General features: G+C 65.5%; 24 protein-coding genes. 8 read left to right on the top strand and 16 right to left on the bottom strand.

The window, feature by feature from the left end:
• Positions 1-126 precede the first annotated feature (126 nt).
• Both mftC and mftA read right to left on the bottom strand, forming a co-directional pair.
• Positions 127-1674: a mycofactocin radical SAM maturase gene (gene mftC / locus ACQP0C_RS05375; protein WP_433734446.1), complete on the bottom strand. Its 1548-nt coding sequence runs from the start codon at positions 1672-1674 to the stop codon at positions 127-129.
• A 14-nt stretch (positions 1675-1688) separates the two neighbouring features.
• Complete coding sequence (gene mftA / locus ACQP0C_RS05370; protein ID WP_433734445.1) at positions 1689-1778, bottom strand: mycofactocin precursor MftA; 90 nt, start codon at positions 1776-1778, stop codon at positions 1689-1691.
• A gap of 473 nt (positions 1779-2251) precedes the next feature.
• Between mftA and mftR2 the strand changes: the two genes are divergently transcribed.
• Both mftR2 and ACQP0C_RS05360 read left to right on the top strand, forming a co-directional pair.
• Positions 2252-2890, top strand: a complete 639-nt coding sequence (gene mftR2, locus ACQP0C_RS05365) for a mycofactocin system transcriptional regulator MftR2 (RefSeq protein WP_433731092.1) — start codon at positions 2252-2254, stop codon at positions 2888-2890.
• Positions 2891-2933: 43 nt separating this feature from the next.
• Entirely contained in the window at positions 2934-3989 is a 1056-nt protein-coding gene (locus ACQP0C_RS05360) for a 2Fe-2S iron-sulfur cluster-binding protein (RefSeq protein ID WP_433731090.1), read from the top strand.
• Between the two features lie 14 nt (positions 3990-4003).
• Here the strand turns inward: ACQP0C_RS05360 and ACQP0C_RS05355 are convergent, their stop codons facing one another.
• The 3 genes from ACQP0C_RS05355 to ACQP0C_RS05345 all read right to left on the bottom strand — a co-directional run bounded on the left by ACQP0C_RS05355 (position 4004) and on the right by ACQP0C_RS05345 (position 6828).
• A complete protein-coding gene (locus ACQP0C_RS05355) occupies positions 4004-4744 on the bottom strand; it encodes a DNA alkylation repair protein (protein WP_433731088.1) in 741 nt (246 codons plus the stop codon).
• 5 nt (positions 4745-4749) lie between these two features.
• The gene (locus ACQP0C_RS05350; protein WP_433731086.1) at positions 4750-5511 is read right to left on the bottom strand and encodes a glutamate racemase; all 762 of its coding nucleotides are present in this window, start codon (positions 5509-5511) and stop codon (positions 4750-4752) included.
• Between the two features lie 117 nt (positions 5512-5628).
• Positions 5629-6828 (bottom strand): NAD(P)/FAD-dependent oxidoreductase, encoded by a 1200-nt coding sequence (locus ACQP0C_RS05345; RefSeq protein ID WP_433731084.1) that lies wholly within the window; start codon positions 6826-6828, stop codon positions 5629-5631.
• A gap of 303 nt (positions 6829-7131) precedes the next feature.
• On the opposite strand from ACQP0C_RS05345, the gene ACQP0C_RS05340 reads away from it, so the two are divergent.
• From ACQP0C_RS05340 to ACQP0C_RS05330, 3 genes are all read left to right on the top strand, one after another.
• Complete coding sequence (locus ACQP0C_RS05340; protein WP_433731082.1) at positions 7132-7488, top strand: SPW repeat domain-containing protein; 357 nt, start codon at positions 7132-7134, stop codon at positions 7486-7488.
• A 5-nt stretch (positions 7489-7493) separates the two neighbouring features.
• Positions 7494-8117 carry a TetR/AcrR family transcriptional regulator gene (locus tag ACQP0C_RS05335; protein ID WP_433731080.1) on the top strand — a complete coding sequence of 208 codons (624 nt, stop codon included), beginning with the start codon at positions 7494-7496 and terminating at the stop codon, positions 8115-8117.
• Positions 8118-8258: 141 nt separating this feature from the next.
• A complete protein-coding gene (locus tag ACQP0C_RS05330) occupies positions 8259-9437 on the top strand; it encodes a lipase family protein (RefSeq protein WP_433734444.1) in 1179 nt (392 codons plus the stop codon).
• Here ACQP0C_RS05330 and ACQP0C_RS05325 read toward each other — a convergent pair.
• Positions 9434-10243, bottom strand: a complete 810-nt coding sequence (locus ACQP0C_RS05325) for an alpha/beta fold hydrolase (protein WP_433731078.1) — start codon at positions 10241-10243, stop codon at positions 9434-9436. The genes ACQP0C_RS05330 and ACQP0C_RS05325 overlap by 4 nt on opposite strands.
• A gap of 202 nt (positions 10244-10445) precedes the next feature.
• Between ACQP0C_RS05325 and ACQP0C_RS05320 the strand changes: the two genes are divergently transcribed.
• A complete protein-coding gene (locus ACQP0C_RS05320; protein WP_433731076.1) occupies positions 10446-11084 on the top strand; it encodes a DUF4232 domain-containing protein in 639 nt (212 codons plus the stop codon).
• 99 nt (positions 11085-11183) lie between these two features.
• Here the strand turns inward: ACQP0C_RS05320 and tuf (ACQP0C_RS05315) are convergent, their stop codons facing one another.
• From tuf (ACQP0C_RS05315) to hppD, 8 genes are all read right to left on the bottom strand, one after another.
• Positions 11184-12374, bottom strand: coding sequence for an elongation factor Tu (gene tuf, locus ACQP0C_RS05315; protein ID WP_433731074.1), 1191 nt, complete (start codon positions 12372-12374; stop codon positions 11184-11186).
• 203 nt (positions 12375-12577) lie between these two features.
• On the bottom strand, positions 12578-13768 hold the full coding sequence (gene tuf, locus ACQP0C_RS05310; RefSeq protein WP_357471446.1) for an elongation factor Tu: 1191 nt from the start codon (positions 13766-13768) through the stop codon (positions 12578-12580).
• Between the two features lie 146 nt (positions 13769-13914).
• Entirely contained in the window at positions 13915-16017 is a 2103-nt protein-coding gene (gene fusA, locus ACQP0C_RS05305; RefSeq protein ID WP_433731071.1) for an elongation factor G, read from the bottom strand.
• 140 nt (positions 16018-16157) lie between these two features.
• Entirely contained in the window at positions 16158-16628 is a 471-nt protein-coding gene (gene rpsG, locus ACQP0C_RS05300) for a 30S ribosomal protein S7 (RefSeq protein WP_014353063.1), read from the bottom strand.
• Position 16629: 1 nt separating this feature from the next.
• Positions 16630-17004, bottom strand: a complete 375-nt coding sequence (rpsL, locus tag ACQP0C_RS05295; RefSeq protein ID WP_014353064.1) for a 30S ribosomal protein S12 — start codon at positions 17002-17004, stop codon at positions 16630-16632.
• A gap of 370 nt (positions 17005-17374) precedes the next feature.
• A complete protein-coding gene (locus ACQP0C_RS05290) occupies positions 17375-17932 on the bottom strand; it encodes a DUF3558 domain-containing protein (protein WP_433731069.1) in 558 nt (185 codons plus the stop codon).
• Positions 17933-17943: 11 nt separating this feature from the next.
• The gene (locus tag ACQP0C_RS05285; RefSeq protein WP_433731067.1) at positions 17944-18471 is read right to left on the bottom strand and encodes a DUF3558 domain-containing protein; all 528 of its coding nucleotides are present in this window, start codon (positions 18469-18471) and stop codon (positions 17944-17946) included.
• Positions 18472-18673: 202 nt separating this feature from the next.
• Complete coding sequence (gene hppD, locus ACQP0C_RS05280; RefSeq protein ID WP_433731065.1) at positions 18674-19882, bottom strand: 4-hydroxyphenylpyruvate dioxygenase; 1209 nt, start codon at positions 19880-19882, stop codon at positions 18674-18676.
• Between the two features lie 159 nt (positions 19883-20041).
• Between hppD and ACQP0C_RS05275 the strand changes: the two genes are divergently transcribed.
• Together ACQP0C_RS05275 and ACQP0C_RS05270 are read left to right on the top strand one after the other, a co-directional pair.
• Positions 20042-20566 carry an Lrp/AsnC family transcriptional regulator gene (locus ACQP0C_RS05275; protein WP_433682530.1) on the top strand — a complete coding sequence of 175 codons (525 nt, stop codon included), beginning with the start codon at positions 20042-20044 and terminating at the stop codon, positions 20564-20566.
• A gap of 45 nt (positions 20567-20611) precedes the next feature.
• A complete protein-coding gene (locus ACQP0C_RS05270) occupies positions 20612-21778 on the top strand; it encodes a low temperature requirement protein A (RefSeq protein WP_433731063.1) in 1167 nt (388 codons plus the stop codon).
• Positions 21779-21819: 41 nt separating this feature from the next.
• On the opposite strand, the gene ACQP0C_RS05265 is transcribed toward ACQP0C_RS05270, so the two are convergent.
• The gene (locus ACQP0C_RS05265; RefSeq protein WP_433731061.1) at positions 21820-22929 is read right to left on the bottom strand and encodes a winged helix DNA-binding domain-containing protein; all 1110 of its coding nucleotides are present in this window, start codon (positions 22927-22929) and stop codon (positions 21820-21822) included.
• 137 nt (positions 22930-23066) lie between these two features.
• Positions 23067-24047 carry an NADPH:quinone oxidoreductase family protein gene (locus ACQP0C_RS05260; protein ID WP_433731059.1) on the bottom strand — a complete coding sequence of 327 codons (981 nt, stop codon included), beginning with the start codon at positions 24045-24047 and terminating at the stop codon, positions 23067-23069.
• Between the last annotated feature and the right edge of the window lie 290 nt (positions 24048-24337).

Below are 24337 nucleotides of genomic sequence, written 5' to 3'. Positions count from 1 at the left end.
CGGCTTTCCGGCGGGTCGCGAGCGACTCGCCGAAGGCATCCGGCAACGAGCTGGCAATCATTGATTTGCCACTCGATAGCCATCGTCGATTGATCACACAGCACATAACTGGCTACCGGCTCGAAATCATGTCAGGGGACTCTCATCGCAGGCGCGCGCGGGTCGCCGCTGCGGCGATGTGCGTTCAATAGCGGGGCGAGATATCGACAGCGTCAGCGGAATCGGGCCCGACTTACGCGATCCGGGTCGACTCGGCGCGGATCGGCGCGAGTGGTCGACCGACGAGCGCGGGATCATCCGTCCGGCGTCGGCCAGCGCCGCCTCGCCGTAGCCCTGCACGCACTCCGGGTCGGGTCCATCCGCGGGCAGTCCGGTGAAGAACTTCGCCGCCATGCAACCGCCGCGGCAGGAGTCGTAGTGGGCGCAGCCCGAGCACGCGCCGCCACCGGTGGGCTCGCGCAGTTCGGCGAAGAGTTCCGATTCCCGCCAGACGGTGCGGAAACCGCCGTCCGCCACCACATTTCCGGCACGGAACCTGTCGTGAATCGCGAAGGGACAGGCGTACACGTCGCCGACCGGATCCACCAGGCAGACCACCCGGCCCGCACCGCACATGTTCAGGCCGGGCAGCGCCTGGCCGAATGCGGAGAGGTGGAAGAACGAATCGCCGGTGAGCACGCCCTCGCCATTGCGCACCAGCCAGTCGTAGAGCACCCGTTGCTGTTGCGCAAGCGGATGCAGTTCGTCCCAGACATCCGCACCCCGACCCGATGGCCGCAGCCGCGTCAAACGCAGTGTGGCGCCGTACTTATCGGCAATCGCCTTGAACTCGTCGAGCTGAGCGATATTGTGCCGGGTCGCGACCACCGACAGCTTCGCGTCGGTGAATCCGGCCGCCGCCAGATTCTCCCATGCCCGGATCGCCATGGCGTAGGACCCCGGTCCGCGCACCGCATCGTTGACCTCGGCGTCCGCGCCATCCAACGAAATCTGTACGTCCACATAGTCACTGGCGGCCAGGCGCGCGGCGACCTCCGGCGTGATGCGAACTCCATTGGTGGAGAACTTCACTCCGACATGGTGCGCGGTCGCGTAGTCGACCAGCTCCCAGAAGTCCTGGCGCACAGTGGGTTCGCCGCCGCCGATGTTCACATAGAAGATCTGCATGCGTTCGAACTCGTCGATCAGCGCCTTGCACTGCTCGGTGCTCAGCTCGCGCGGATCGCGGCGGCCAGAAGAGGACAGACAGTGCACACAGGACAAATTGCAGGCGTAGGTCAGCTCCCACGTCAGGCAGATCGGTGCGACCGAACCGGTTTCGAACTCATCGATCAGCCGCCCACCCGCGCCAGCTCGCGGCTGCCCGGCCAGCGGAAGTGGTGCGGGCATCGGCGTTGGCGCACTGCCCGGCGCGGCCTGCCTGATCATGTCCGAATCGGCCAACTGCGCCAAGGCGCGCACATACGGCCCGGCGAGGTCGTCCGAGACGCCCGCCGCCCGCAGCGCCGCGCGCGCCGAGACATGCGCGGGCAGCGACCGCACGATCTCGAGGATCCGCGGACTCTTCAGGAAGGAGAGTTTGCGCGTGCCGAAGTGGTAGAGCAGCGCACCGAACGACTCCGGCCGCAGCGCCACCCGCGGATGCGGCTCCCATCGGGTATCGAGATCGAGCATGGTCGCACCGCCGGTCAGTAGACGCCGCACATACCGTCGATGGAGACCTCTTCGATGAGGGTCTCTTCGATCAGCGGCGTCTCCTCGATCGACCTGGACTCGATCGTCGCGATCCGTCCGGTGTTGTCGGTATCGGTGTGTCCGATGGATCCGTGCTCCGGCATGCCTACCTCCGAGATGCGACCAGTTACCCCGGCCACGAGCGCGGCCGTGCTCACACGATAACGTCACGAGCTGACAAAATGGAACACGTTTCAGTACGTGAATTACACCAGAGCCAATCCGGCCGGCGCGCCCCCGGGCGTCGCCGCAGGTTTGCCTGCCCACACACGCCGACCGAGCCGCGACCGCGCGCTCTAGACTGCGGGTGGCAAGCAGCTGAACAGGACATGTCGGGCGACATCGCCCGCGGCGGTAGAGGTGGCATGGGAGTCGGACGAATGCAGACGAGCGGGGGCGGCTACACCCCGCGGTGCGAGCTCGAGGCCCGGAGGCAGCAGCTTGCGTAATCAGGTAGGGCCCGGGAACGCCGCAAATAGGACCCCGCGGTGCGAGCTCAAGGTCCGGAGGCGGGAGCTTGCGTAACCACGGAGGGCCTGGGAGCGCCGCAAATAGGACACTGTCGGAATCCGAGATCGTCGAGGCCGCGTTGCGCGTGGTGCGCGAGGACGGCGTGGAGAAACTGTCGATGCGTCGGCTCTCCCGCGAACTCGGAGTTTCGCCGATGGCGCCGTATTACTACGTCGCCGATAAGCGCGAGCTGCTCGACCTCGTCGCCAGCGCGGCACTGACCGGAGTTCGCAAGCCACCGCCCGATTCCGGGCCGTGGCAGCACCGCCTTCGCGATCTGATCGACCAGATCGACGACAAGCTGCGCAAACATCCAGGACTCGGCGATGTGCTGATCGAGCAGATGCTGGGCAAACAGCTCGATCTGATCGCCGCCATCATGGAGATCCTGTTCGAGGCGGGTTTCAACGACCGCAATGTGCTGGCCGGGTACGCGACGATCCACACCTACCTGTTCGGCCGCAGGCGGGTGAATCCGCGCGACCGGTCGCCGCTATCGGAGGTGGCACTGCCGGAGTCGGTGGAGCGGGCCACCAAATACATGGCGGACCTGCGCGGGAAGTACGCCTACGACTTCGGCATGGAAGTGCTGATCGATGGTCTGCAGGCCCAGCTTGTCCGTCAGCCCGATCCCGACGTACGATGAAACTGAAACACGTTCTAGTTTTGGTTGTGTTCGAGAGGACAAGATGACCACCGTCGAAGTTCCACACGGTTCGCGTTCGGTCGTGCTGCGGGTATCCGCGGTCATCGCCGAAACGGCCGACACCTGTTCGCTGGTCTTCGACGTGCCCGACGAACTGCGCGAACGTTTCGACTACCAGCCGGGCCAGTTCCTCACGCTGCGCATCCCGAGCGACCTCACCGGCTCGGTGGCGCGCTGCTATTCATTGGCAAGCTCACCGCACACCGACGACCGACCCAAGGTGACCGTCAAGCGCACCGTGGGCGGCTACGGATCGAATTGGGTCTGCGACAACGTCAAAGCGGGCGACCAGCTCGAAGTACTGCCCCCATCGGGCGTTTTCACGCCGAAGAACCTCGACGACGATCTACTGCTGTTCGGCGCAGGCAGCGGCATCACGCCGGTGATGTCCATCCTGAAGTCGGCGCTGGCCCGCGGGAACGGCCGAATTGTGCTGGTGTACGCCAATCGGGATCACGAATCGGTGATCTTCGCAGGCGAGCTGCGCGAATTGGCCGAGAAGCATCCACAGCGGCTCGTCGTGATCCACTGGCTCGAGCACCTGCAGGGACTGCCGACCGCCGACGGTTTGGCCGCGCTGGTCGCGCCGTATGCGGGCTACCACGCCTTCATGTGCGGGCCGAAGCCGTTCATGGACCGGGTGCACGATGCGCTGGCCCGACTCGACGTGCCGCGTTCGCGCACGCACGCGGAGGTGTTCAATTCCCTTGCGGGAGACCCGTTCGCGGATCAGGCGCCGGTCGAGGTGACCGACGAGGAAGCCGCCGACGCGGCCACCGTCGAGGTCGAACTCGACGGCGAGGTGCACGAGCTGACGTGGCCGCGCAAGCAGACCCTGGTCGACATCATGCTGTCCAAGGGGCTGGATGTGCCGTATTCCTGCCAGGAGGGCGAATGCGGTTCCTGCGCGTGCACGGTGCTCGAGGGCAAGGTCGAAATGGACAATGCCGAGATCCTCGATCCCGAGGATATCGAGAACGGCTATATCCTCGGCTGCCAGGCGCATCCGGTCACCGACCACCTGCGCATCCAATTCTGATCCGGCGCAACCGGTTACAGTCCGCGGTAGTGGACGCGGAGGGCGGGATCGAGGCGCTCGGTCGCATAGCTCAGTGCGGTGCGGCCCATAGCGGCCGCATGCTTGTCGAGGAAGCCGGTCAGCAGTCGCTCGTCGACGCGCTTGCCGACCTCGCGCAGCATCCAGCCGAGCGCCTTCTGGATCAGATCGCGGCGGTCGTCGAAGAGTTGTTCGCAGAGTTCGAAGGTGGTCGAGGCATCACCCGCCTTGATGAAGGCGAAGGTCGACAGCAGTGCCACCCGGCGCTCCCAGAGGGAGTCCGCGCGCGCTAGTTCGAAGAGCAGGTCGCGTGGCCGATCGAGCAGCCAGGGGCCGATGACGTTCTCGGCGGAGACGTCGACCAGATCCCAGTTGTTCACCCGGCCCCGGCGCACCGCGGCAAGATAGAGCTCGACCATCGCCGACTGCCCATCGGTATCGAGCGTGCGCGGTTTGCTCGCCTTGGCGAATCTGGCATTGAGGATGACCAGCGCGGCCAGCCGTTCCTCGTGCACGGCACTGTCGAGCAGCACATCGATCTCATCGAGTGGAAGTGCCGCAAAGCGTTTCGCGATCGATCGGGTGACGGGCACCCGCACACCGATGAAGACATCACCCTCGCCGTACTCACCGGGTCCGGTCTTGAAGAACCGCGCCAGCTGGCCGACATCGGCGGGGTCGGCGACCTCGGCCAACGCCGCACGCACCGCGGCGGCGGTCGGTGGGGTTGCGGCCATCGTTGCTATCCCTGCGCTCCCAGGATTCGTCCCGATTCGAAAGCCGCTGCGCTGACCGGCAATTCGCCCGGCCTACCACTGTTGAGCACCCGCACCGAACCATCGCCGGTGGTCGGCCTGCCGAGCGCGTCCATGCGCCGAATCGTCTGTGCCGCAACGGCTTGCGCGCTGTCGAAGAGCCGAACGCCATCGGGCAGTGCGGCGACGATGGCATCGATGACCAGCGGGTAGTGGGTGCAACCGAGCACCACGCCCTCGACATCGTCCGGAGTCTGTTCGGCCGCGCGCGCGATCGAATCGCGGGCCGCGACCAGGTCACCGCGATCGATCGAATCCGCCAAACCGTGACAGGCGATGCCGACCACCTTCGCATCACCGCCGAAGCGGGCGATCAGATCTGCCTGATACCGACTGGCGGTGGTGGCCGCGGTGGCCCATACCGCGACCGACTTGCAGACCGCCGCAGCCGGTTTGATCGCCGGAACGGTGCCGATCACCGGGACGCCGGGCCCGACCTCCGCGCGCACCTGGTCCAGCGCGGTGACGCTGGCGGTATTGCACGGCAGCACGATCACCTCCGCCCCGAGTTGCACCGAACTCCGCGCGGCGTCGACCACCCGGTCGGTCACCCACTGCTCGGGTTTGGGTCCCCACGGCGCGCCATCCGGGTCCAACCGCAGCAGCAGGTCGACATCCGGCCGCAGCTTGCGCAGCCAGGCGGCCGTGGGCAGCAACCCCAGCCCGGAATCGATGAGCGCGACGATCACCCGACCACCGTATTACAGCCGACCATCACGCCCTACTCGGCCGCCGGGCTGGTGGTATCGAGCGCCCACGCGAGCAATCGCTACGACTGATCCTTTCGAGCGACCTGCAAGCAATCGCTACGGTGTGGCCGCGAGCAGATCCGCGATCGGCGCATTCGCGGCGATCTTCGCGCGAACCTTCATCACCTGGCCGGTCATGCCCGCGCCGACCACACCGGTCAGATTGCCGTGCTGGGAGTAGTAGGCGAGGAATTTGCGGCCGTCGTCGGCGACGATGTGGATATCGTCATTGGCGCTCGGGGTGCCGAGGGCCTGGATCTTCACGTCGTACTGATCGCTCCAGAAGTACGGCACCCGCGCCGCGGTCGGCGGTTCGGCGCCCAGCAGCGCGCAGGCCAGCAGCTTCGCCTGCTCACCCGCATTGGTCCAATGCTCGACGCGCTTGCGCAGCCCGGTCTCGTGCAGCCAGGCGGCCACATCGCCGACCGCCCACACCCCGTCGACCGAGGTGCGGCCCACCTCATCGGCGAGCACACCGCCACCGGCCGCGGGTTCGGCGAGCTCGATACCGGAATCGGCGAGCCATTCGGTCACCGGACGCGATCCGACGCCGATGACCACCAGATCGGCGGATACCTCACTGCCGTCGGAGAGCAGGGCGCCACGCACCCGCTCGGCATCATCGGCGAGGAAGGTGTCCAGGCCGGTCTCGCAGCGCAGGTCGACGCCCTCGGCGCGATGCATGCGGGCCACCAGCGCGCCGATCTGTTCGCCGAGCACCGAGGCCAGCGGCGTCGGCTGCGGTTCGACCAGGACGACCTCGACGCCGCTGGCCCGGAAGCTCGCCGCGAGTTCGCAGCCGATGAATCCGGCACCGACCACCAGCGCGGTACCGGCGCCGGACAATTCGGCGCGCAGCGCGGCGGCATCGGCATGTCCGCGCAGGACGTGCACACCCCGCAGATCGGGCAGTCCGGGCAGACGGCGCGGCCGCAGACCGGTCGCGATGATCAGCTGGTCGTAGTCGAGCGTGCCGCCATCGGCCAGGCGCACCTGGCGCGCGGCCGTATCCACGCCGACCACCTCGGTATTCAGCCGCAGGTCGATCTGCTTCTCGTCGAAGAATTCGGCGGGCCGCAGGGTGGTGTCGTCGGTCTCGCCGCGCACGAACTGCTTGGACAGCGGCGGGCGGTCGTAGGGCAGCCGCGACTCCTCGCCGATGAGGATCAGCTCGCCCTCGTATCCGGCGCGACGCAACTCCTCGGCGGTGCGCAGCCCAGCGAGACCGGCTCCGACGATCACAATCGGCCCGGTCATGCCCGCGCCTCGCTGCGCTCGGCTCCGGCATGACCGGGCCAGCCCGCTGTGGTGACGGTTCGCTCGCTCATGCGGCCTTCCCTTCATTGACGCCGAACCGGCGCCGGGTCGAGTTGGCATCCGTTACTGACGGTGACACGAAGCTCACCCTAACCTTTGCTTGGTCGCACACCGCAGTGAGGGCCGCCACACCGGATCACCCGCCGATCGGTGCGCAAACGTATCCATATCTACATTGATCGGTCGGTCAATCAGCGTTAGATCTGAGTTAGGAGAACAATTCAGAGCCCGAGGAGGCAGACCATGTTCACCGAAAGTCGCGCGCAGGATTTCCTGGCCGTTGTGCTGGGCATCTTTACCGCGCTGTCACCCCTGTGGGTGAACACGAACGACAACGCCATGTGGTCGTTGATCGTCTTGGGCGTGCTCATCGCCCTCACCGGCCTGACGCAGATGTACCGGGCGACCCTGGCGGCCGCCGACTATGCGATGGGCCTGTTCGGCGCATTGCTGTTCATCTCCCCATGGGCGATGAACTACACCGACTACCGCGGCGCATCCTGGACCGCATGGGTAGTGGGTGTGGTGACGGTGGTGGTCGCGGTGGCGGCGTTGCCGACGGTATCGGGTCGGCTGCACGATATGGCGCCGCATCACTGATGCAGATGCCGAAACCCCGGCGAGGCGGGCGGCGCCGTAGCGCGAAAGTCGACGGCGACGCCCGTCAGCTCATTCTCGATGCCTCGGAAAAGCTTTTCGCGGCACAGGGATTCGACGCGACCGCGACCGCGGCCATCGCCGAGGCTGCCGGTGTCCCCAAGGGCCTGGTCTTCTATTACTTCCCCACCAAGGATTCGATCCTGTCCACGCTGATGGCCGAGCGGGTGCCCGCGGAGCCGATCGGCGATATCGGCAGGGTGGTCGCGCCGGGCGATCCGGCGGCCAGCCTGGTCAATCTCGATGCCGCGCTGAATCTGCGCGATCACCACTCCTCGGTGCTGCGCGTCATCATGTGGCGCGAGGCCGATACCCATCCCGATGTCCGCCGCCAATTGCGCCGCCTGCGCGATCAACTACTCGACATCACCGCCGGGGTGCTGCAGGCCAGCGCGCCCGTTCCGGTCCAGCCCGGGACGCTGCGTGCCTGCGCGGCCGCCTGGGTCTCGGCGATGTTCGCCATTGCCAGCAGCGATCGGCTGCACGCGCTCGACGGGGTGCCGCTGCCGACGGCGGATGAGATCTTCAATGTCGCGCGGGTGGTCGCGGCGGGCATGACGCAGCTCGGCTGAACATTCTTTCGGCTGGATAACTGAAAGGCGCGCCTTTACCGATGTCCTCCGGGGCGCGTGATAGACCTTCGGCTTGTGCAGATCAATCGAACCATTCGAGATCTCACCGGTCTCGCGACGCGCGCATTGATCGTCTGCCTCATGGTCGGCGCCTCGACAATATTCCTGGGCGGTACCGAAGCCCGAGCCACACCGATTTACCCCACCCCGGACCCGGACCCTTTCTATGCGGCACCATGGGATCTGGCGAATAAGCGACCGGGTGAGGTGCTCGCGACGCGACAACTGCCACCGCTGCTGGTTTTCCCGGAAACCACGGTCACGCAGATCAAATTCCGTTCGACCAATTCCGCTGGACAGCCCATCGCGGCGACGACCACAATGCTGACGCCGCGCTCGCACGTCCCCGATGGACCGGTCCTGTCCTATCAGCACATCATCAACGGCCTCGGCACGCAGTGCACGGTGTCGCGCGTGCTCTACACCTCCGATCCGGCGTTGCAGCTGCGCGAGGCGGTGCTGCTCAACGCGGTGCTGTTGTACGGCTGGAGCGTTGCACTGCCCGATCATCTCGGGCCGAACTCCGCCTATGGCGCGGCCCGGCTCGGCGGCCAGATCACCCTGGACGGTATTCGCGCCATTCGCCGGGTTCCCGAACTCGAAACAGCGAACAGCAGGATCGCGATGGCGGGCTATTCCGGCGGCGGAATGGCCACCGCATTCGCCGCCGCGATGGCGCCGCGGTACGCGCCCGAACTGGATATCGCGGGTGCCGCGATCGGCGGCGTACCGATGAACCTGGTGAAAATGGTGGAGTGGGTCAACACCGATCCGCATCCGGCATTCGGACTGTTGATGGCTGCCGGTATCGGGCTGGAACGGGAGTACCCGTACCGCTTTCCGATCAGCGACTACCTGAATCAACGCGGGCTGGAGGCACGCACCGCGATAGCCAACGCGTGCACCAACGAAATCCTCTACGTCGGCGCTGGGCACAGTGCCCGCGATTACGCGCGGAATATGCATCTGGCCGATGATCGGAATGCCAGGGCGGTGGTCGAGGAGAACAGTCTGGAACTCTTCGACGGCCTCCCGAGAATGCCGATCTTCGAATGGCATTCGCCGTTCGATCCGCTCATTCCGGTCGACGCGATCGACAATGTCGACCAGCGGTATTGCGCCGCGGGCGTCGCGCTGCAGGCCGAACTCACCTACTCCCCCGAACATCTGAGTGCCGCCGTGCTCGGGATACCCGCGGTGCTCTCCTGGCTCGACGCCCGCTTGCGCGGCGATCCGGCGCCGAACAACTGCCCAGACTAGTCCGCGAGGAATGCGACGACATCGGGCACGAAGCGCTTCACGACCCCCAAGTGGGTGGTATGCGGGTAGATGATCAAGCGCGAGTTCGGGATTCCGTCCGCGGTGCGGCGGAAGTTTTCCATGCTGTAGGCGCTGTCGCTGTCACCGCCGAGAACCAGGGTCGGCGCGGTGATATCGCCGAGCCGACCCATCAGGTCGAAGGCGTCCTCGGCACGGATGAAGGCCAGGGTGTCGGCCGGATTCCGCGGGCGCGCGAGGGGATCGGCCAACCACATGCCCGCGGCGGCGAGGCGCTGCGCGATCGGTGATTTGAAGGCGACCCCGGCCATGTGGTGCAGTCCGCGCTTGCCCGCATAGGCGGCCTCGCCGTAGCGCAGCTGCGCAGTGCGGGCGGCGTTTTCCAGGGTGTAGCCCGATGAGGCGATGATCAGTCGCCGGACGGCGGCGGGGTGGTCGGCCGCGAGCTGCAGGGCCAGCGATCCACCCGAGGAGACGCCGAGAACATCGACGGGTTCGCCGAATTCGTCGTGCATTGCCCGCGCGTGCTCGGCGGCGATATCGGCCATCGTCGTGCCCTCGGCCATACCGGGCGCGCGGTTCACCGCGTAGACCCGGAAATGCGCGGCGAGCGGGGCCAATGTCCTGATCTCGGACTGTCGCAGCCATCCGGTGGGATTGGCGTGATCGGGGGTGAACCACCGCAGGAAGACCAGCGGACGTCCGAATCCGAGCGCGAGATACGGCATGCCATGCGTCCACGTGCCCTCGGTGACGTCCAGTGCGGTGGCCAGGGCCGAATTGCTCATGCTTCCTCCGATCAACCGGTCTTACCTCTTTGCTCGACGTTAGCGCCGACCCATGCCGACCCGCGATAACCTCGGAGGTCATGGGTTCGAGTACCCACTCGGAGGGGTACAGCTACCGCACCGGCGCGAAGTTCGCCCAAAAGTTCGTATGCCCGGATGCGTTGTGGTCCGTAGTCGCCTATTTGGCGGTTACCGTGGGAATATGCGCCTGATAGCAGCGGCCGCCCTGGTGGCGGCGTTGCCGATGGCCGCCTGCGAGAGTTCGTCGCCCGCGCCATCGGCCAGTATGATCACGCGGCCCGCTGTCGCGACAACTCCGCATACACCGATTCCCGGACCATCGGTCCCCGCGGCATCGGTGCCCGGAGCGACAACACCTGCCACCACCGGCCCGCCGGCCGAGACGCCGCCCCCGGGCGCACCGTACTGTGCCGCCACCGATCTCGCGCTATCGATGGAGAGTGCGGGCGGGGCGGCCGGGAGCATCTACGCACCCGTCGACTTCACGAATATCAGCGCCCGCACCTGCACGCTCTTCGGCTATCCAGGAGTGTCACTGGCCGCCGGAGATCCGCCACTGTCGATCGGCCCCGGAGGCGAGCAGATCACCGGAGGCGAGCCGCTACCGGTCATCCTCGGCCCCGGCGCGGTCGCGCATGCGACAGTGCGCTACACCCAGGCGGGAAAATACGACTGCGAGCGCGCTCCGGCCGAATATCTGCTGGTATATCCGCCGAATCAGACTGTCCCGGTGACTCTCCCATTCGATGTGGACGCCTGCGTACAGCCCCCTATAGCGCTACTGCACGCCGAGTACGTGAAACCGGGCACTGTGAACTGAAAACCCGAGCGGCACCGCACCTTTCGATGCGGTGCAGTCCTGGGGCAGCCGGTCTGCGAGAGCGGATCCGAAGCGGCACCGCTCGGCACGCTCAGGAAATCACTCGAGGATCTTAATAACTCGGCCCGCGCCGACGGTGCGGCCGCCTTCGCGGATGGCGAAGCGGAGACCTTCGTCCATGGCTATGGGTTGGATCAGTTCGACCTTCATTTCGGTGTTGTCGCCGGGCATGACCATTTCGGTGCCCTTGGGCAGGGTTACCACGCCGGTGACGTCGGTGGTGCGAAAGTAGAACTGGGGGCGGTAATTGTTGAAGAACGGCGTGTGCCGGCCGCCCTCATCTTTGGACAGGATGTAGACCTGACCTTCGAATACGGTATGGGGCGTGATGGTTCCGGGCTTCACCACCACCTGACCGCGTTCCACATCCTCGCGCCGAACGCCGCGCAGTAGCAATCCGACGGCGTCACCCGCTTGGCCCTGATCGAGGAGTTTGTGGAACATCTCGATGCCGGTGACGTGCGTTTTGGTGCGCTTGTCGCGGATACCGATGATCTCGACCTCATCATTGAGCTTGATGGTGCCGCGCTCGATGCGGCCGGTGACCACGGTGCCGCGGCCGGTAATCGTGACCACATCCTCGACCGGCATCAGGAACGGTTTATCGGTCTCGCGCACGGGCTCCGGAATCGCCTCGTCGACCGCATCGAGCAGTTCGACGATCGATTGCTGCCACACCGGATCACCCTCCAGCGCCTTCAGACCGGAGACCCGGATCACCGGAGCGTCCTCGTCGAATTCCTGGGCCGCCAACAGATCCCGGACTTCCAGCTCGACGAGCTCCAGAATTTCCTCGTCATCGACCATATCGGCCTTGTTCAAGGCGACCAGGATATAGGGCACCCCGACCTGACGGGCGAGCAGCACGTGCTCCCGGGTCTGTGGCATCGGCCCATCGGTCGCGGCCACGACCAGAATCGCACCGTCCATCTGCGCCGCGCCGGTGATCATGTTCTTCACATAATCCGCATGCCCCGGCGCATCCACATGCGCGTAATGTCTACGCTCCGTTTGATATTCGACATGCGCGATATTGATCGTGATGCCACGCGCCTTCTCCTCCGGCGCCTTATCGATCTGATCGAACGCGGACACCCGATTCAAACTCGGATACTTCTGCGCCAAGACCTTGGTTATCGCCGCGGTCAACGTGGTCTTGCCGTGGTCAACATGCCCGATGGTGCCAATGTTGACGTGCGGCTTCGTGCGATCGAATTTCGCCTTCGCCACTGTGCAGCCCCCTTGTGGACTTGCCATGAACAAATGACGAGGTCCCCAACGGCAAGAGCGGCCCCGTACGAACGCCGAGGGCCTCACTCCGACGATAACCCCGAAATCCCCTGCCCACCCCACCTTTTCACCAGATGTCCCCCGAAACGCCGAACGGCGCCGCCCCTTTCGGAGCGACGCCGTTCGAAAAGCGATTCAGTGAATCACTTGATGATCTTCGTGACGCGACCGGCGCCGACGGTGCGGCCACCCTCGCGGATCGCGAAGCGCAGACCCTCGTCCATGGCGACCGGCTGGATCAGCTTGACGGACATCTCGGTGTTGTCACCGGGCATGACCATCTCGGTGCCCTCGGGCAGGGTCACAACGCCCGTCACGTCCGTGGTACGGAAGTAGAACTGCGGACGGTAGTTGTTGAAGAACGGGGTGTGGCGGCCGCCCTCGTCCTTGGACAGGATGTAGGCCTGACCCTCGAACTCGGTGTGCGGGGTGGTGGTGCCCGGCTTCACGACAACCTGGCCACGCTCGACATCTTCGCGCTTGATACCACGAACCAGCAGACCGACGTTGTCGCCAGCCTGGCCCTGGTCGAGCAGCTTGCGGAACATCTCGATACCGGTGACGGTGGTCTTGGTGCTCTTCTCGCGGATGCCGACGATCTCGACTTCCTCGTTCACGTTGATGATGCCGCGCTCGACACGACCGGTGACGACGGTGCCACGACCGGTGATCGTGAAGACGTCCTCGACCGGCATCAGGAACGGCTTGTCGGTCTCACGAACCGGGTCCGGGATGGACTCGTCGACCGCGGCCATGAGCTCGACGATCGACTCGGTCCACTTCGGGTCGCCCTCGAGCGCCTTCAGACCGGAAACACGCACGACCGGCGCGTCCTCGTCGAACTCCTGGGCAGCCAGCAGCTCGCGGACCTCCATCTCGACGAGCTCGAGGATTTCCTCGTCCTCGACCATGTCCGACTTGTTCAGCGCAACCAGGATGTAGGGCACGCCGACCTGACGGGCGAGCAGCACGTGCTCACGAGTCTGCGGCATCGGGCCGTCGGTCGCGGCGACCACGAGGATGGCACCGTCCATCTGCGCCGCACCGGTGATCATGTTCTTGATGTAGTCGGCGTGACCCGGCGCGTCGACGTGAGCGTAGTGGCGCTTCTCCGTCTGGTACTCGACGTGGGAGATGTTGATCGTGATACCACGAGCCTTCTCCTCCGGCGCCTTGTCGATCTGATCGAACGCGAACGCCGCGTTCAGATCCGGGTACTTGTCAGCCAGCACCTTGGTGATCGCTGCGGTCAGCGTGGTCTTGCCGTGGTCGACGTGACCGATGGTGCCGATGTTGACGTGCGGCTTCGTCCGCTCGAACTTCGCCTTCGCCACTTGGTGTCCTCCTGGACTTGTTGGTGCGTGCAGTTGCAGCAGTGCGGTTTACATATTGGGGGTCGTGCTGACTCCCGGCTGATAGGGGCAAGTCTTGCACCTGCCCCGATCATGCAGGCGCGGAGCCTGCGTAGCGCCCGAAGACACTACTCGCCGGTCGCCTTGGCGATGATCTCCTTCGACACGTTGGCCGGAACCTCCGCGTACGAATCGAACACCATGGAGTAGTTCGCCCGGCCCTGGGTCTTCGACCGCAGATCGCCGATGTAACCGAACATCTCCGAGAGCGGAACCAGCGCCTTGACGACACGGGCACCACTGCGTTCCTCCATGGCCTGGATCTGGCCACGGCGGGAATTCAGGTCGCCGATCACATCGCCCATGTAATCCTCGGGCGTGATGACCTCGACCGCCATCAGCGGTTCGAGGATCACCGGACCGGCCTTACGGGCCGCTTCCTTCAGGGCCTGCGAGCCGGCGATCTTGAAGGCCATTTCCGACGAGTCGACGTCGTGGTACGCGCCGTCGAGCAGCGTGACCTTCAGGTTCACCAGCGGGTAGCCCGCGAGCACACCGTACTGCATGGCATCCTGCGCGCCCGCGTCCACCGAAGGGATGTATTCGCGCGGCACGCGGCCACCGGTGACCTTGTTCTCGAACTCGTAGGTAGCACCGTCCTCGCCGACGAACGGCTCGAGGGCGATGATGACCTTCGCGAACTGACCGGAGCCACCCGTCTGCTTCTTGTGGGTGAACTCGAGCTTCTCGACCGGCTTGGTGATCGTCTCGCGGTAGGCCACCTGCGGCTTGCCGACGTTCGCCTCGACCTTGAACTCGCGCCGCATGCGGTCGACGAGGATGTCGAGGTGCAGCTCGCCCATGCCGCCGATGACGGTCTGGCCGGTCTCCTGGTCGAGCTTGACCGAGAAGGTCGGGTCCTCTTCGGACAGACGCTGGATCGCGGTGCCCAGCTTCTCCTGGTCGGACTTGGTCTTCGGCTCGATGGAGACCTCGATGACCGGGTCCGGGAAGGTCATGGACTCGAGCACGATCTGGTTCTGCGGATCGCACAGGGTGTCACCGGTGGTGGTGTCCTTCAGGCCGATGACCGCGTAGATGTGGCCCGCGACGGCCTCGGTGACCGGGTTCTCCTTGTTGGAGTGCATCTGGAACAGCTTGCCCAGGCGCTCCTTCTTGCCCTTGGTCGAGTTGATGACCTGGGCGCCGGAGTCGACCTTGCCCGAGTACACGCGGACGTAGGTCAGCTTGCCGAAGAAGGGGTGCACGGCGATCTTGAACGCCAGCGCCGAGAACGGCTCGCTGGTGTTCGCGTCGCGGTGGATGATCTCCTCTTCCTTGCCCGGGACGTGGCCGTCGGTGCCACCATCGTCCAGCGGGGTCGGCAGGTAGTCGATCACGGCGTCGAGCATGGGCTGCACGCCCTTGTTCTTGAACGCCGAACCACACAGGATCGGGTACAGCTCGGAGTTGACCGTCATCTTGCGGATGGCGCCCTTGATCTCCTCGATCGAGAGCTCCTCGCCGCCGAAGAACTTCTCGAGCAGCGCTTCATCCGATTCGGCGACGGTCTCGAGCAGCTCCTGGCGGTACTGCTCGGCCTTCTCCTGCAGATCGGCCGGGATCTCTTCGATCTCGTACTTCTCGCCGAGCTTGGTCTCGCCCTTCCAGACCTTGGCGTTCATCTCGACCAGGTCGACGATGCCCTCGAAGGTGTCCTCAGCGCCGATCGGCAGCTGGATGACCAACGGCTTGGCACCGAGGCGGTCCTTGATGGTCTGCACGGTGAAGTAGAAGTCCGCACCGAGCTTGTCCATCTTGTTGACGAAGCAGATCCGAGGCACGCCGTACTTATCGGCCTGACGCCACACCTGCTCGGACTGCGGCTCGACGCCTTCCTTGCCGTCGAACACCGCAACGGCGCCGTCGAGCACGCGCAGCGACCGCTCCACCTCGACGGTGAAGTCGACGTGCCCGGGGGTGTCGATGATGTTGATCTGGTTGTTGTTCCAGAAGCATGTGGTCGCCGCGGAGGTGATGGTGATACCACGCTCCTGCTCCTGCTCCATCCAGTCCATGGTGGCGGCACCATCGTGGACTTCACCGATCTTGTAGGTGATACCGGTGTAGAAGAGGATGCGTTCAGTTGTGGTCGTCTTGCCCGCATCAATGTGGGCCATGATGCCGATGTTGCGGACCTTGTTCAGGTCGGTGAGCACGTCCTGTGCCACGGAAATCTTCCCCGCTCGTAGCTAGTTGGGATTTTCGGGGACGACCCAGTGGTCGTCTCTATGTCAACGCCGGAAGCGGCAGGTAAGTGCCGCATTCCGACTCTGCCTCCCGACCCAGAAAACGACGGGCCGGGCAGACGTCACCAGCGGTAGTGCGCGAAGGCCCGGTTGGACTCGGCCATCTTGTGGGTGTCCTCACGGCGCTTCACCGAAGCACCGAGTCCGTTGCTGGCGTCGAGCAGTTCGTTGGCGAGGCGCTCGACCATGGTCTTCTCGCGACGGGCGCGCGAGAAGTTGACCAGCCAGCGCAGCGCCAGGGTGTTGGCGCGGCCGGGACGAACCTCGACCGGCACCTGGTAGGTGGCACCACCGACGCGGCGAGGCTTCACCTCGAGCGACGGCTTGACATTGTCGAGCGCGCGCTTCAGGGTGACGACCGGATCGGTGCCGGTCTTCTCGCGCGCCTGCTCCAGCGCGCCGTAGACGATGCGCTCGGCGGTGGACTTCTTGCCGTCCAGCAGGATCTTGTTGACCAGCTGAGTAACCAGCGGCGAACCGTAGACCGGGTCGTTGATCAACGGACGCTTGGGTGCGGGGCCCTTGCGTGGCATATCAGCTCTTCTCCTTCTTGGCGCCGTAACGGCTGCGGGCCTGCTTGCGGTTCTTCACACCCTGGGTGTCGAGCGAGCCACGGATGATCTTGTAGCGGACACCCGGAAGGTCCTTCACACGACCGCCGCGAACGAGCACCATCGAGTGCTCCTGCAGGTTGTGGCCCTCACCCGGGATGTAGGCCGTGACCTCGACCGCGCTGGTCAGGCGAACACGCGCGACCTTGCGCAGCGCGGAGTTCGGCTTCTTCGGGGTGGTGGTGTACACGCGGGTGCACACGCCACGACGCTGCGGGCTCCCCTTGAGGGCCGCGGTCTTGGTCTTGGCGACCTTGTCACGACGACCCTTGCGGACCAGCTGGTTGATGGTTGGCATAGACCGGCTTTCCTTAATTAGTTAACGCGGTGTCTGGAACTTCATGTCTGTGTTCATTTGGCAGCGCTCTCGGGACCCTCCGTGGTCACGCAAGCTACCGCCTCCGGGTCCGTCGTTCACGCTGCGGTCATCGAGTCTTCACTCGCACGTCCGGCCACGTTTCTCGCGTCCCGAGGTCGGGCGTGTCGCACGCAAGACATAGTCCGAATTCCGGGCACGCCGGAAAGGTCGGCCGCTTTCGCTGGCCTACGTTTGCGCACGAACTTGCCCGCATGCTTCCGGGCACAGCGATCCACGATACCCGTGGCCTCGACACATGGTCAAAGTGGGGTCGGTCGACGCGACCGGAGGGCCACTACCACCGGCCGGGCTACCTGGCCAGATTCAGGGTCAGCTCGACCAATTTCTGGGCACCGGCACACGGATCGGGATGCCCGCCCGGTCGGTAGTTGATCCACCAGCCGATGATGCCGGTATCGGCGGCGCCCGCACTCACCCCGCACGAGTCGGGATCGTTCGGACGGGTCGTCTTCAGACCGCGCCGCCCCTGCACGGTGATGTTCTCGGTGTTGTAGCCCAGCTTGTCGTTATTGGACTTCTCGTTATTCAGTGAGCCTTCCTCGTACCAGTTGAGGGTGACCATGGCCGAGCCGCCGGGTGCGTCCTCGACATCCCACATGCAGACCGCGCCGTTGAACGATGGCGAGACGACCTTCGCATTGCCCACCGCCGAACCGATCTGGTCGAGCCCGACCACCTCGCATTCACGCAGCAGCTTGTCGAAGTTGGAATTGACCGTGGTGGCTCCGCTGCCGCCCGCCGGATGCGCAGAGCCCGTGACGGTCTTACCGCAGCCACCAGCGCTCAGCGCGACCGCGCACACGGTGGCGGCGACGGCCGCGATCCGCAGGCCCGGACGTGAACTCATCTGTGCTCCCCTCACTGCAGCCGCTGCACGGTCAACTCGGCCAGCTTGCGGGTCCGGTCACACGGATTGCCCTGACTGGAGAACAGTCCATAGGACATCGACCATTCGAAGAAGTCGTCGTTGAGCTGCACCGCGAGATCGCAGACCGCACCGCCGGGGTCGAGCGCCTGGAATCCCTTGCGGCCGCCGACATCGATGGTCTCGGGATTGCGGCCGACATTGGAGACCCAGGCCTTCTCGCGATCGATCGGGCTGCCCCGATACGACGCGAAAGTGACACTCGGCGAAGCGAGTCCGGCGGCCTGGAAATTGCAGCCGACCGAGTTCCGATAGACCCGCGCGAGCTGGGTCAGTCCGGCGATATCGCGAACCTCTTGTTCGGTGACATGCCCACATTCACCGACGAACGGGCCGAGCGTGGCGACCTTCGGCGGCGGCCGCAACGGGGCATTCGAGGAATCGGAGTCACCGTCCGAGCCGCACGCCGCTAGCGTCAATGCCAAGGCCAGACCGGTGACGATCGCCGACGGGATCCGCATGCGATGAACTCTACTGAGTTTTTGGCGGCGCGGGCGCCGCGTGTTCGCGGCCCCCGGGAGTCTCGCGTCCGAGCCGTCGAGACTCGCGCCTGCGGCGCATGCGCTTCGACGACTCGGACGCGAGACGGGCCGCGAACGGGTCGCTCGTAAGACTCGCTCCGTTGTGGCTGGTAGTGCGGTGATCTGGCGAACCGATGCGCTGTTATAGATTGCCGCGCGCCGCTTGTTCGCGTTCTATCGCTTGGAACAGGGCCTTGAAGTTGCCCTTGCCGAAGCCGAGAGAGCCGTGGCGTTCGATGAGTTCGAAGAAGACGGTGGGGCGGTCGGTGAGCGGTTTGGTGAATATCTGCAGTAGATAGCCGTCCTCGTCGCGGTCGACCAGGATGCCGCGGCGTTGCAGTTCGCCCACCGGGACGCGGACATGGCCGATGCGGGCGCGCAGTTCGGGATCGGAGTAGTAGGTGTCGGGTGTATCGAGGAATTCGACGCCCTCGCGGCGCAATACATCGACGCATTCGAGAATGTCGCTGGTGGCCAGTGCGATGTGCTGCACGCCGGGACCGCGGTAGAACTCGAGGTATTCGTCGATCTGGGAACGCTTCTTACCCACCGCGGGTTCGTTGAGCGGGAACTTCACCCGGTGATTGCCATTGGCCACCACCTTGCTCATGAGCGCCGAGTACTCGGTGGCGATATCGTCACCCACGAATTCGGCCATATTCGTGAAACCCATGACCCGGCGGTAGAACTCGACCCACTCGTCCATCATGCCCAACTCGACATTGCCGACAACATGGTCGATGGCCTGGAACAGCCGGGTCGGCGTGCCGGGCCGCGGCTGATAGGCGGAGCGGCGGGCGATATACCCGGGCAGATACGGCCCGTAATACCTGGAGCGATCGATCAGCGTGTGCCTGGTCTCGCCGTAGGTGGCCAGTGCCGCCGACCGGACAGTGCCGAATTCGTCTGTGTCGTCATGTGGTTCGGCCAGAATCGTTGCGCCGTGCGTGCGCGCCCATTCGATGCAGCGGTCCACATCCGGCACCTCCAGCGCGATATCGATGACGCCGTCGCCGTGCCGGTCGTGGTGGGCGACCAGCGGGCTGTCCGGTGCGACCGCGCCGGTGACGACGAATCTGGCCGCGCCGCTGCGCAGCACATAGGCCTTGTGATCGCGGTTGCCGGTCTCCGGGCCCGAGTAGGCCTCCAGCCGCATGCCGAAGGCGGACTCCAGGAAGTGGGCGGTCTGGGTCGCGTTGCCGACCACCCAGACCAGCGCGTCCCAGCCGATGACCGGAAACGGATCGACGGCGTCATCGTGATCGACGAGCCCGACGAGCCTGCGCAGCTCGCCGTCGGTGGGCAGCGGGCCGCTGTGTCGCTGGGAGTTCGGCAGGTGCTCGATGGTCATGATCCAAGGAAATCGCCGCCCCCCTGGATAGGCAACATCACCGATTTTCGATAGACACTGTGGCGAATTCGGCTAGGAACTCACCCCTGATGCTGGACAATTTGAATAGCATCGTCAGTGACCCGCATCACGCCGGTCGCGCCCCGAACGGAGGCCGTCATGTCGCGCACGCCCGCGAAACTGGATGAACTCGATCTCGCCATCCTCACCGCGATGCACGAGTATCAGAAGGCGGGCATTCTCGAACTGTCCCGGCGCACCCGGGTCGCGCGCGCCACCGTCCAGTCGCGCATCGGACGGATGGAGGAGTCGGGCGTCATCGCGTCCTATGATCCACAAATCGACGTCACCGCAGCGGGTTTCGATGTGCAGGCCTTCGTCACGCTGGAGATCGCACAGGGTGCGCTGGATACCGTGGCGGCCGAACTCGACGCGATTCCAGGGGTTTTGGAGGCGTATGCGACCACGGGCTCCGGTGATGTGCTGTGCCGGATCGGCGCGGATTCCCATGCCGGGCTGCAGGCGGTGCTGTTGAGTATCGACCGGACGAGTTCGGTGGTGCGTTCGCACAGCGTGATCGTGCTGTCGACGGTCATCGCGCACCGGACGCTGCCGCTATTGCGCACGCTGACACCGACCGGGACCACCAAAGCACCCGCCTACCGAGACAACCCGGAGCACTGACCCCATCTAGTCTCGTAATCCTGTGTCACCGAGTACGAGACTTCGATGAGCGAGCCTGCCGAATCCACCACCGCCACACCCCATGCCCGCGCCACCTGGGCCGAGTTGTTCTTCGATCTGGTCCTGGTCTTCGCGGTCACCCAGACCGCGCATGTGCTCGGCCAGCACACCTCGATCGCCACCCTCGGCCACGCCCTGGTCCTGCTCGCACCGCTGTGGTGGGGCTGGGTCGGCGTCACCATCCTGGTGAATACCGTCGAGGAGACCAATGCCCAACGTCTCGTGCTGTTCAGCTGCGGGCTGTTCATCTACTTGATGGCGGTGGCGGCGCCCGCCGCACTGGATCAACCACGCGGGGCCGCATTGGTTTTCGCGGGGGCGCATCTGCTGTTGCGCATCGTGCTGTTCATCGCCGTCACCCGCACCCACGGCTTCGAGACCGCCATCAATCCGTTCAGCATCGGATTGGTCACGGCCATAGCGATTTTCGCGAGCGCACCGCTGCCGGAACATACGCGCATCTGGGTCTGGACCGGAGCGCTGGTGGTGCAGTTGGGCGCACCGCTGCTGTACGGGCGGGCCGTGCGCAACCGGGCGATCGGGGTCTCACATCTGGTGGAGCGGTTCGGCCTGTTCATCATTATCGCGCTGGGTGAATCGGTGGTCGACGCGGGCGCGCAGGCCGCATCGACCGACCTCGATCCGGAGGTGGTGACCACGCTGGCGCTGGCCTTCCTGGTCGGCGCGGGGCTGTGGTGGATCTACTTCCATCGCTCGGCGCGATTGCTCGAGCACGCGCTGACAACCATGCCCGCGCCCGGGTTGATCGTGCGAGATGTGCTGAGCTATGGGCATTTGGGACTGGTGGCCGGGCTGGTCGCGGTGGCGGTCGGGCTGGGTCATGCGGTGGCCGATCCCGGTCACATCGCACACGGTGTTGCCGCCGCACTGGCACCGGGCGGCGCTGCGCTGTTCCTCATGGCCCTGGTGGTGAATCGGTGGCGAATGCTGGGCAATGTGGCCACGACCCGCATCGCGGCGGCGCTGGGTTTGATCGTCGTCGCGCTGGTGTCGTCGATGCTGCCCGCCATCGCCGTGGTCGGACTCACCGCGGCCGTGCTGGTGGTGGTCGATATCGCCGAGCAGATGGTGGCCGGACCCGGTCAACCGTTGCCCGTGGTCCGGGTGCGGCGGCAATCGCGCTCGGTGTAGTGCCGGGCATATAGGCGGAGCGAGCGGGCCTGCCAACCTCGTCAGGGCCGCAAATCGGCGTCCACATCGAGGATTTCGACGCTCGGCTGCTTATCGGCCTCCAGGAACCCGACCAGTGCATGCGCTTCGGCGTCCACTGCCCGTCGCTCCGCGGCCGTCCACTTCCTGATCGGCGTTATGCGCAGTCGGGCGACGCTCTTCTCCAGGAAGATCTTGTAGAAGCCCGCGAGGAAGCCGTCGACCAGGACCGGTGAAACAGCGGCGGCGAATGCGCGCAGTGGCGGCGCCGCGCCGTCGGGCACGATTCGGGACCGATCCTGATGGGACAGGATCGCATTGTCGTACCAGCCGAGCAAACGGACCGGGGCGGGCAGGTCCGGATCGGCGAGTTCGCCGTCGGCGACGTCGTAGAGGGTGCGGCCGCGCTCGTCGGTATAGGTGCGCAGGCGGTCGCCGAGTTGCGCCACGGCGGCCTTCATACCGGTCAGCTTCGACCAGGTCTGCATATCCATGGTGCTGGCAGGGCCGAAGGCGCGCAGATAGCGAAAGACCAACTCCGCCAGCGGATAGCTCGGATCCAGCGGTGCGCCGAGCCAGGGTTCGACGCGGGACCACACCGGCCTGCTGTTGTCCTTCCACTTGCCGCGCGGCGGGGTCTGCAGCACCGGCAATTGGTACAGCCAGGTCTGCAGCACCGCACCGGCATCGCGATCCGGGTAGATCGCCGCGGCCTTGGCGCGCAGCTCGGCCGCCGACATCGGCGCATCGCCCAGCGCCGCCTCACCGTGCTCGCGCACCTCATCCGGATCCAACCCGACCATCGCGCCGTAGTTGAAACCCTTTCGGAAGGGGACCTTTTCGAGCTCTGGCTGAATATGCGGGGCGATGCGCAGCGCATCCGGCGGCGTCACCAGATGAATCGTGCCGCGCATCAACGTGATCCGCACCAGCGCGCGATCCTCCAGCCCGACCGAAACCGTCGCGGGATCGAAATCCGCTATGCGACTCCACAATCCGACGAACGGCGGCGGTGAATCCTGCGCCTGCAATCCGACCAGATGCTCACACATCTCGAACACATTCAGCGTCGAACGCTCCAGCAGATGCTGACGCGCGAGCAAGGTCCGATTCAGTACTCGATCAGACAGCATCTGCGCAGCGATTCCCTGAGGGCGACGGGTGGGCCAACTCCATGATCAGATCACCGTACCGGTGCGCATGATCTGTCGCGCCGCGCAACGAATAGCCGGAGAATCCATGCGCGGCGTGCCGATTCGTGCCCGGCGGCTCAATGATCAGCGAGGGTGACGACGACCTTGCCGGTGGCGGTGCGATTGTCCAGGGAGGCGACGGCCTCGGCGGCGCGCTCCAGTGGGTAGAGCACGGGCTCCGGCGGGGTGATCTCGCCGGAAGCCAGCAGGGGCGCGACCTCGGCCCACTGTTCGGTCAGGTAGCCCGGATGGGTCATTACCCATTCGCCCCAGGCCGCGCCGGTCACCTCGACGTTCTTCAGCAGCAGTCGATTCACCTTGACCGTGGGGATCTCGCCCGCGGTGAAGCCGACCACCAGCAGACGACCCGCCGAGGCCAGGCTGCGGATGCTGTCGGTGAACCGGTCGCCGCCGACCGGATCGAGCACGATATCCACACCGCGACCACCGGTGAGTTCCTTGACCGCCGCGAGCCAGCCGTCGGTCAGCACCACATCGGTGGCGCCGTTGGCGCGTGCGACGGCCGCCTTCTCCTCGGTGCTCACCACCGCGATGACCCGGCCCGCCCCCAGCGCCGCCGCCATGCGCAGCGTCGAGGTGCCGATGCCACCGGCCGCGCCGTGCACCAGCACGGTCTCCCCCGCGGCCAGCCTGCCGCGGTTGCGCAGGCAGAAGTGCACGGTCAGATCGTTGAACAGGATCCCGGCCCCGGCCTCCAGCGATACGTTGTCCGGCAGGCGGAACACCATCTGCGCCGGTACGACCGCCACCTCGGCCATGGCATTGCCGAGCAGCGTCAGCGCGACCACCCGGTCGCCCGCCTCGACGTGCGCACCCTCCGGAGCCTCGCGCACGATCCCGGAGATCTCACCGCCCACGACGAACGGCAGCTCCGGCTTCATCTGGTACAGACCGCGCGTCATCAGCACATCGGGAAAAGCCACCCCGGCCGCGTGCACATCGATGACCACACTCCCGGGATAGGCCGCGGGTTCGGCGATCTCGACGACCTCGATCGCTTCCGGCCCCTCCAGCTTGCTGACCTGGGCTGCGCGCATATGCCGACCTCTCTGTCCACTCGGCGACACTCACATCATCACCGACGCCGTCACCAACCTAATGGGAGTTGATCGGCGAGCCTACCGCCGGTAGTGGTCGGTGGTAGGCAAGCTGATCGCCCGAGCCGCCGGTCGGTGAGCACTCCCCCCACCAGGAACGAGTGTCGATTCCTAGGGTTAGATCGTGCCCCGGCCGGTCGGTGAGGCTGCCTGTAGCGCTGATGGGGTGTCGTGCCGAGTTGAGCACTGATCCATTAGGTCGCCGCCGGGTCGCCTTGGGCTCCAACATT

Origin of the sequence: Nocardia sp. CA-129566, from assembly GCF_050956075.1 — a bacterium.
GTDB lineage: Bacteria > Actinomycetota > Actinomycetes > Mycobacteriales > Mycobacteriaceae > Nocardia.
This window is presented reverse-complemented; position numbering and strand designations above follow the sequence as displayed.

Excerpts from the sequence above, each read along its gene's own strand:
- ACQP0C_RS05360 (WP_433731090.1), top strand. The coding sequence starts at position 2,934 with ATGACCACCGTCGAAGTTCCACACGGTTCGCGTTCGGTCGTGCTGCGG.
- ACQP0C_RS05320 (WP_433731076.1), top strand. The coding sequence starts at position 10,446 with ATGCGCCTGATAGCAGCGGCCGCCCTGGTGGCGGCGTTGCCGATGGCC.
- ACQP0C_RS05260 (WP_433731059.1), bottom strand. The coding sequence starts at position 24,047 with ATGCGCGCAGCCCAGGTCAGCAAGCTGGAGGGGCCGGAAGCGATCGAG.
- ACQP0C_RS05335 (WP_433731080.1), top strand. The coding sequence starts at position 7,494 with ATGCCGAAACCCCGGCGAGGCGGGCGGCGCCGTAGCGCGAAAGTCGAC.
- ACQP0C_RS05275 (WP_433682530.1), top strand. The coding sequence starts at position 20,042 with ATGTCGCGCACGCCCGCGAAACTGGATGAACTCGATCTCGCCATCCTC.
- ACQP0C_RS05290 (WP_433731069.1), bottom strand. The coding sequence starts at position 17,932 with ATGAGTTCACGTCCGGGCCTGCGGATCGCGGCCGTCGCCGCCACCGTG.
- rpsG (WP_014353063.1), bottom strand. The coding sequence starts at position 16,628 with ATGCCACGCAAGGGCCCCGCACCCAAGCGTCCGTTGATCAACGACCCG.
- ACQP0C_RS05355 (WP_433731088.1), bottom strand. The coding sequence starts at position 4,744 with ATGGCCGCAACCCCACCGACCGCCGCCGCGGTGCGTGCGGCGTTGGCC.
- hppD (WP_433731065.1), bottom strand. The coding sequence starts at position 19,882 with ATGACCATCGAGCACCTGCCGAACTCCCAGCGACACAGCGGCCCGCTG.
- ACQP0C_RS05340 (WP_433731082.1), top strand. The coding sequence starts at position 7,132 with ATGTTCACCGAAAGTCGCGCGCAGGATTTCCTGGCCGTTGTGCTGGGC.
- ACQP0C_RS05270 (WP_433731063.1), top strand. The coding sequence starts at position 20,612 with ATGAGCGAGCCTGCCGAATCCACCACCGCCACACCCCATGCCCGCGCC.
- ACQP0C_RS05345 (WP_433731084.1), bottom strand. The coding sequence starts at position 6,828 with ATGACCGGGCCGATTGTGATCGTCGGAGCCGGTCTCGCTGGGCTGCGC.
- mftC (WP_433734446.1), bottom strand. The coding sequence starts at position 1,674 with ATGCTCGATCTCGATACCCGATGGGAGCCGCATCCGCGGGTGGCGCTG.
- rpsL (WP_014353064.1), bottom strand. The coding sequence starts at position 17,004 with ATGCCAACCATCAACCAGCTGGTCCGCAAGGGTCGTCGTGACAAGGTC.
- ACQP0C_RS05265 (WP_433731061.1), bottom strand. The coding sequence starts at position 22,929 with ATGCTGTCTGATCGAGTACTGAATCGGACCTTGCTCGCGCGTCAGCAT.
- ACQP0C_RS05330 (WP_433734444.1), top strand. The coding sequence starts at position 8,259 with ATGGTCGGCGCCTCGACAATATTCCTGGGCGGTACCGAAGCCCGAGCC.
- ACQP0C_RS05325 (WP_433731078.1), bottom strand. The coding sequence starts at position 10,243 with ATGAGCAATTCGGCCCTGGCCACCGCACTGGACGTCACCGAGGGCACG.
- ACQP0C_RS05285 (WP_433731067.1), bottom strand. The coding sequence starts at position 18,471 with ATGCGGATCCCGTCGGCGATCGTCACCGGTCTGGCCTTGGCATTGACG.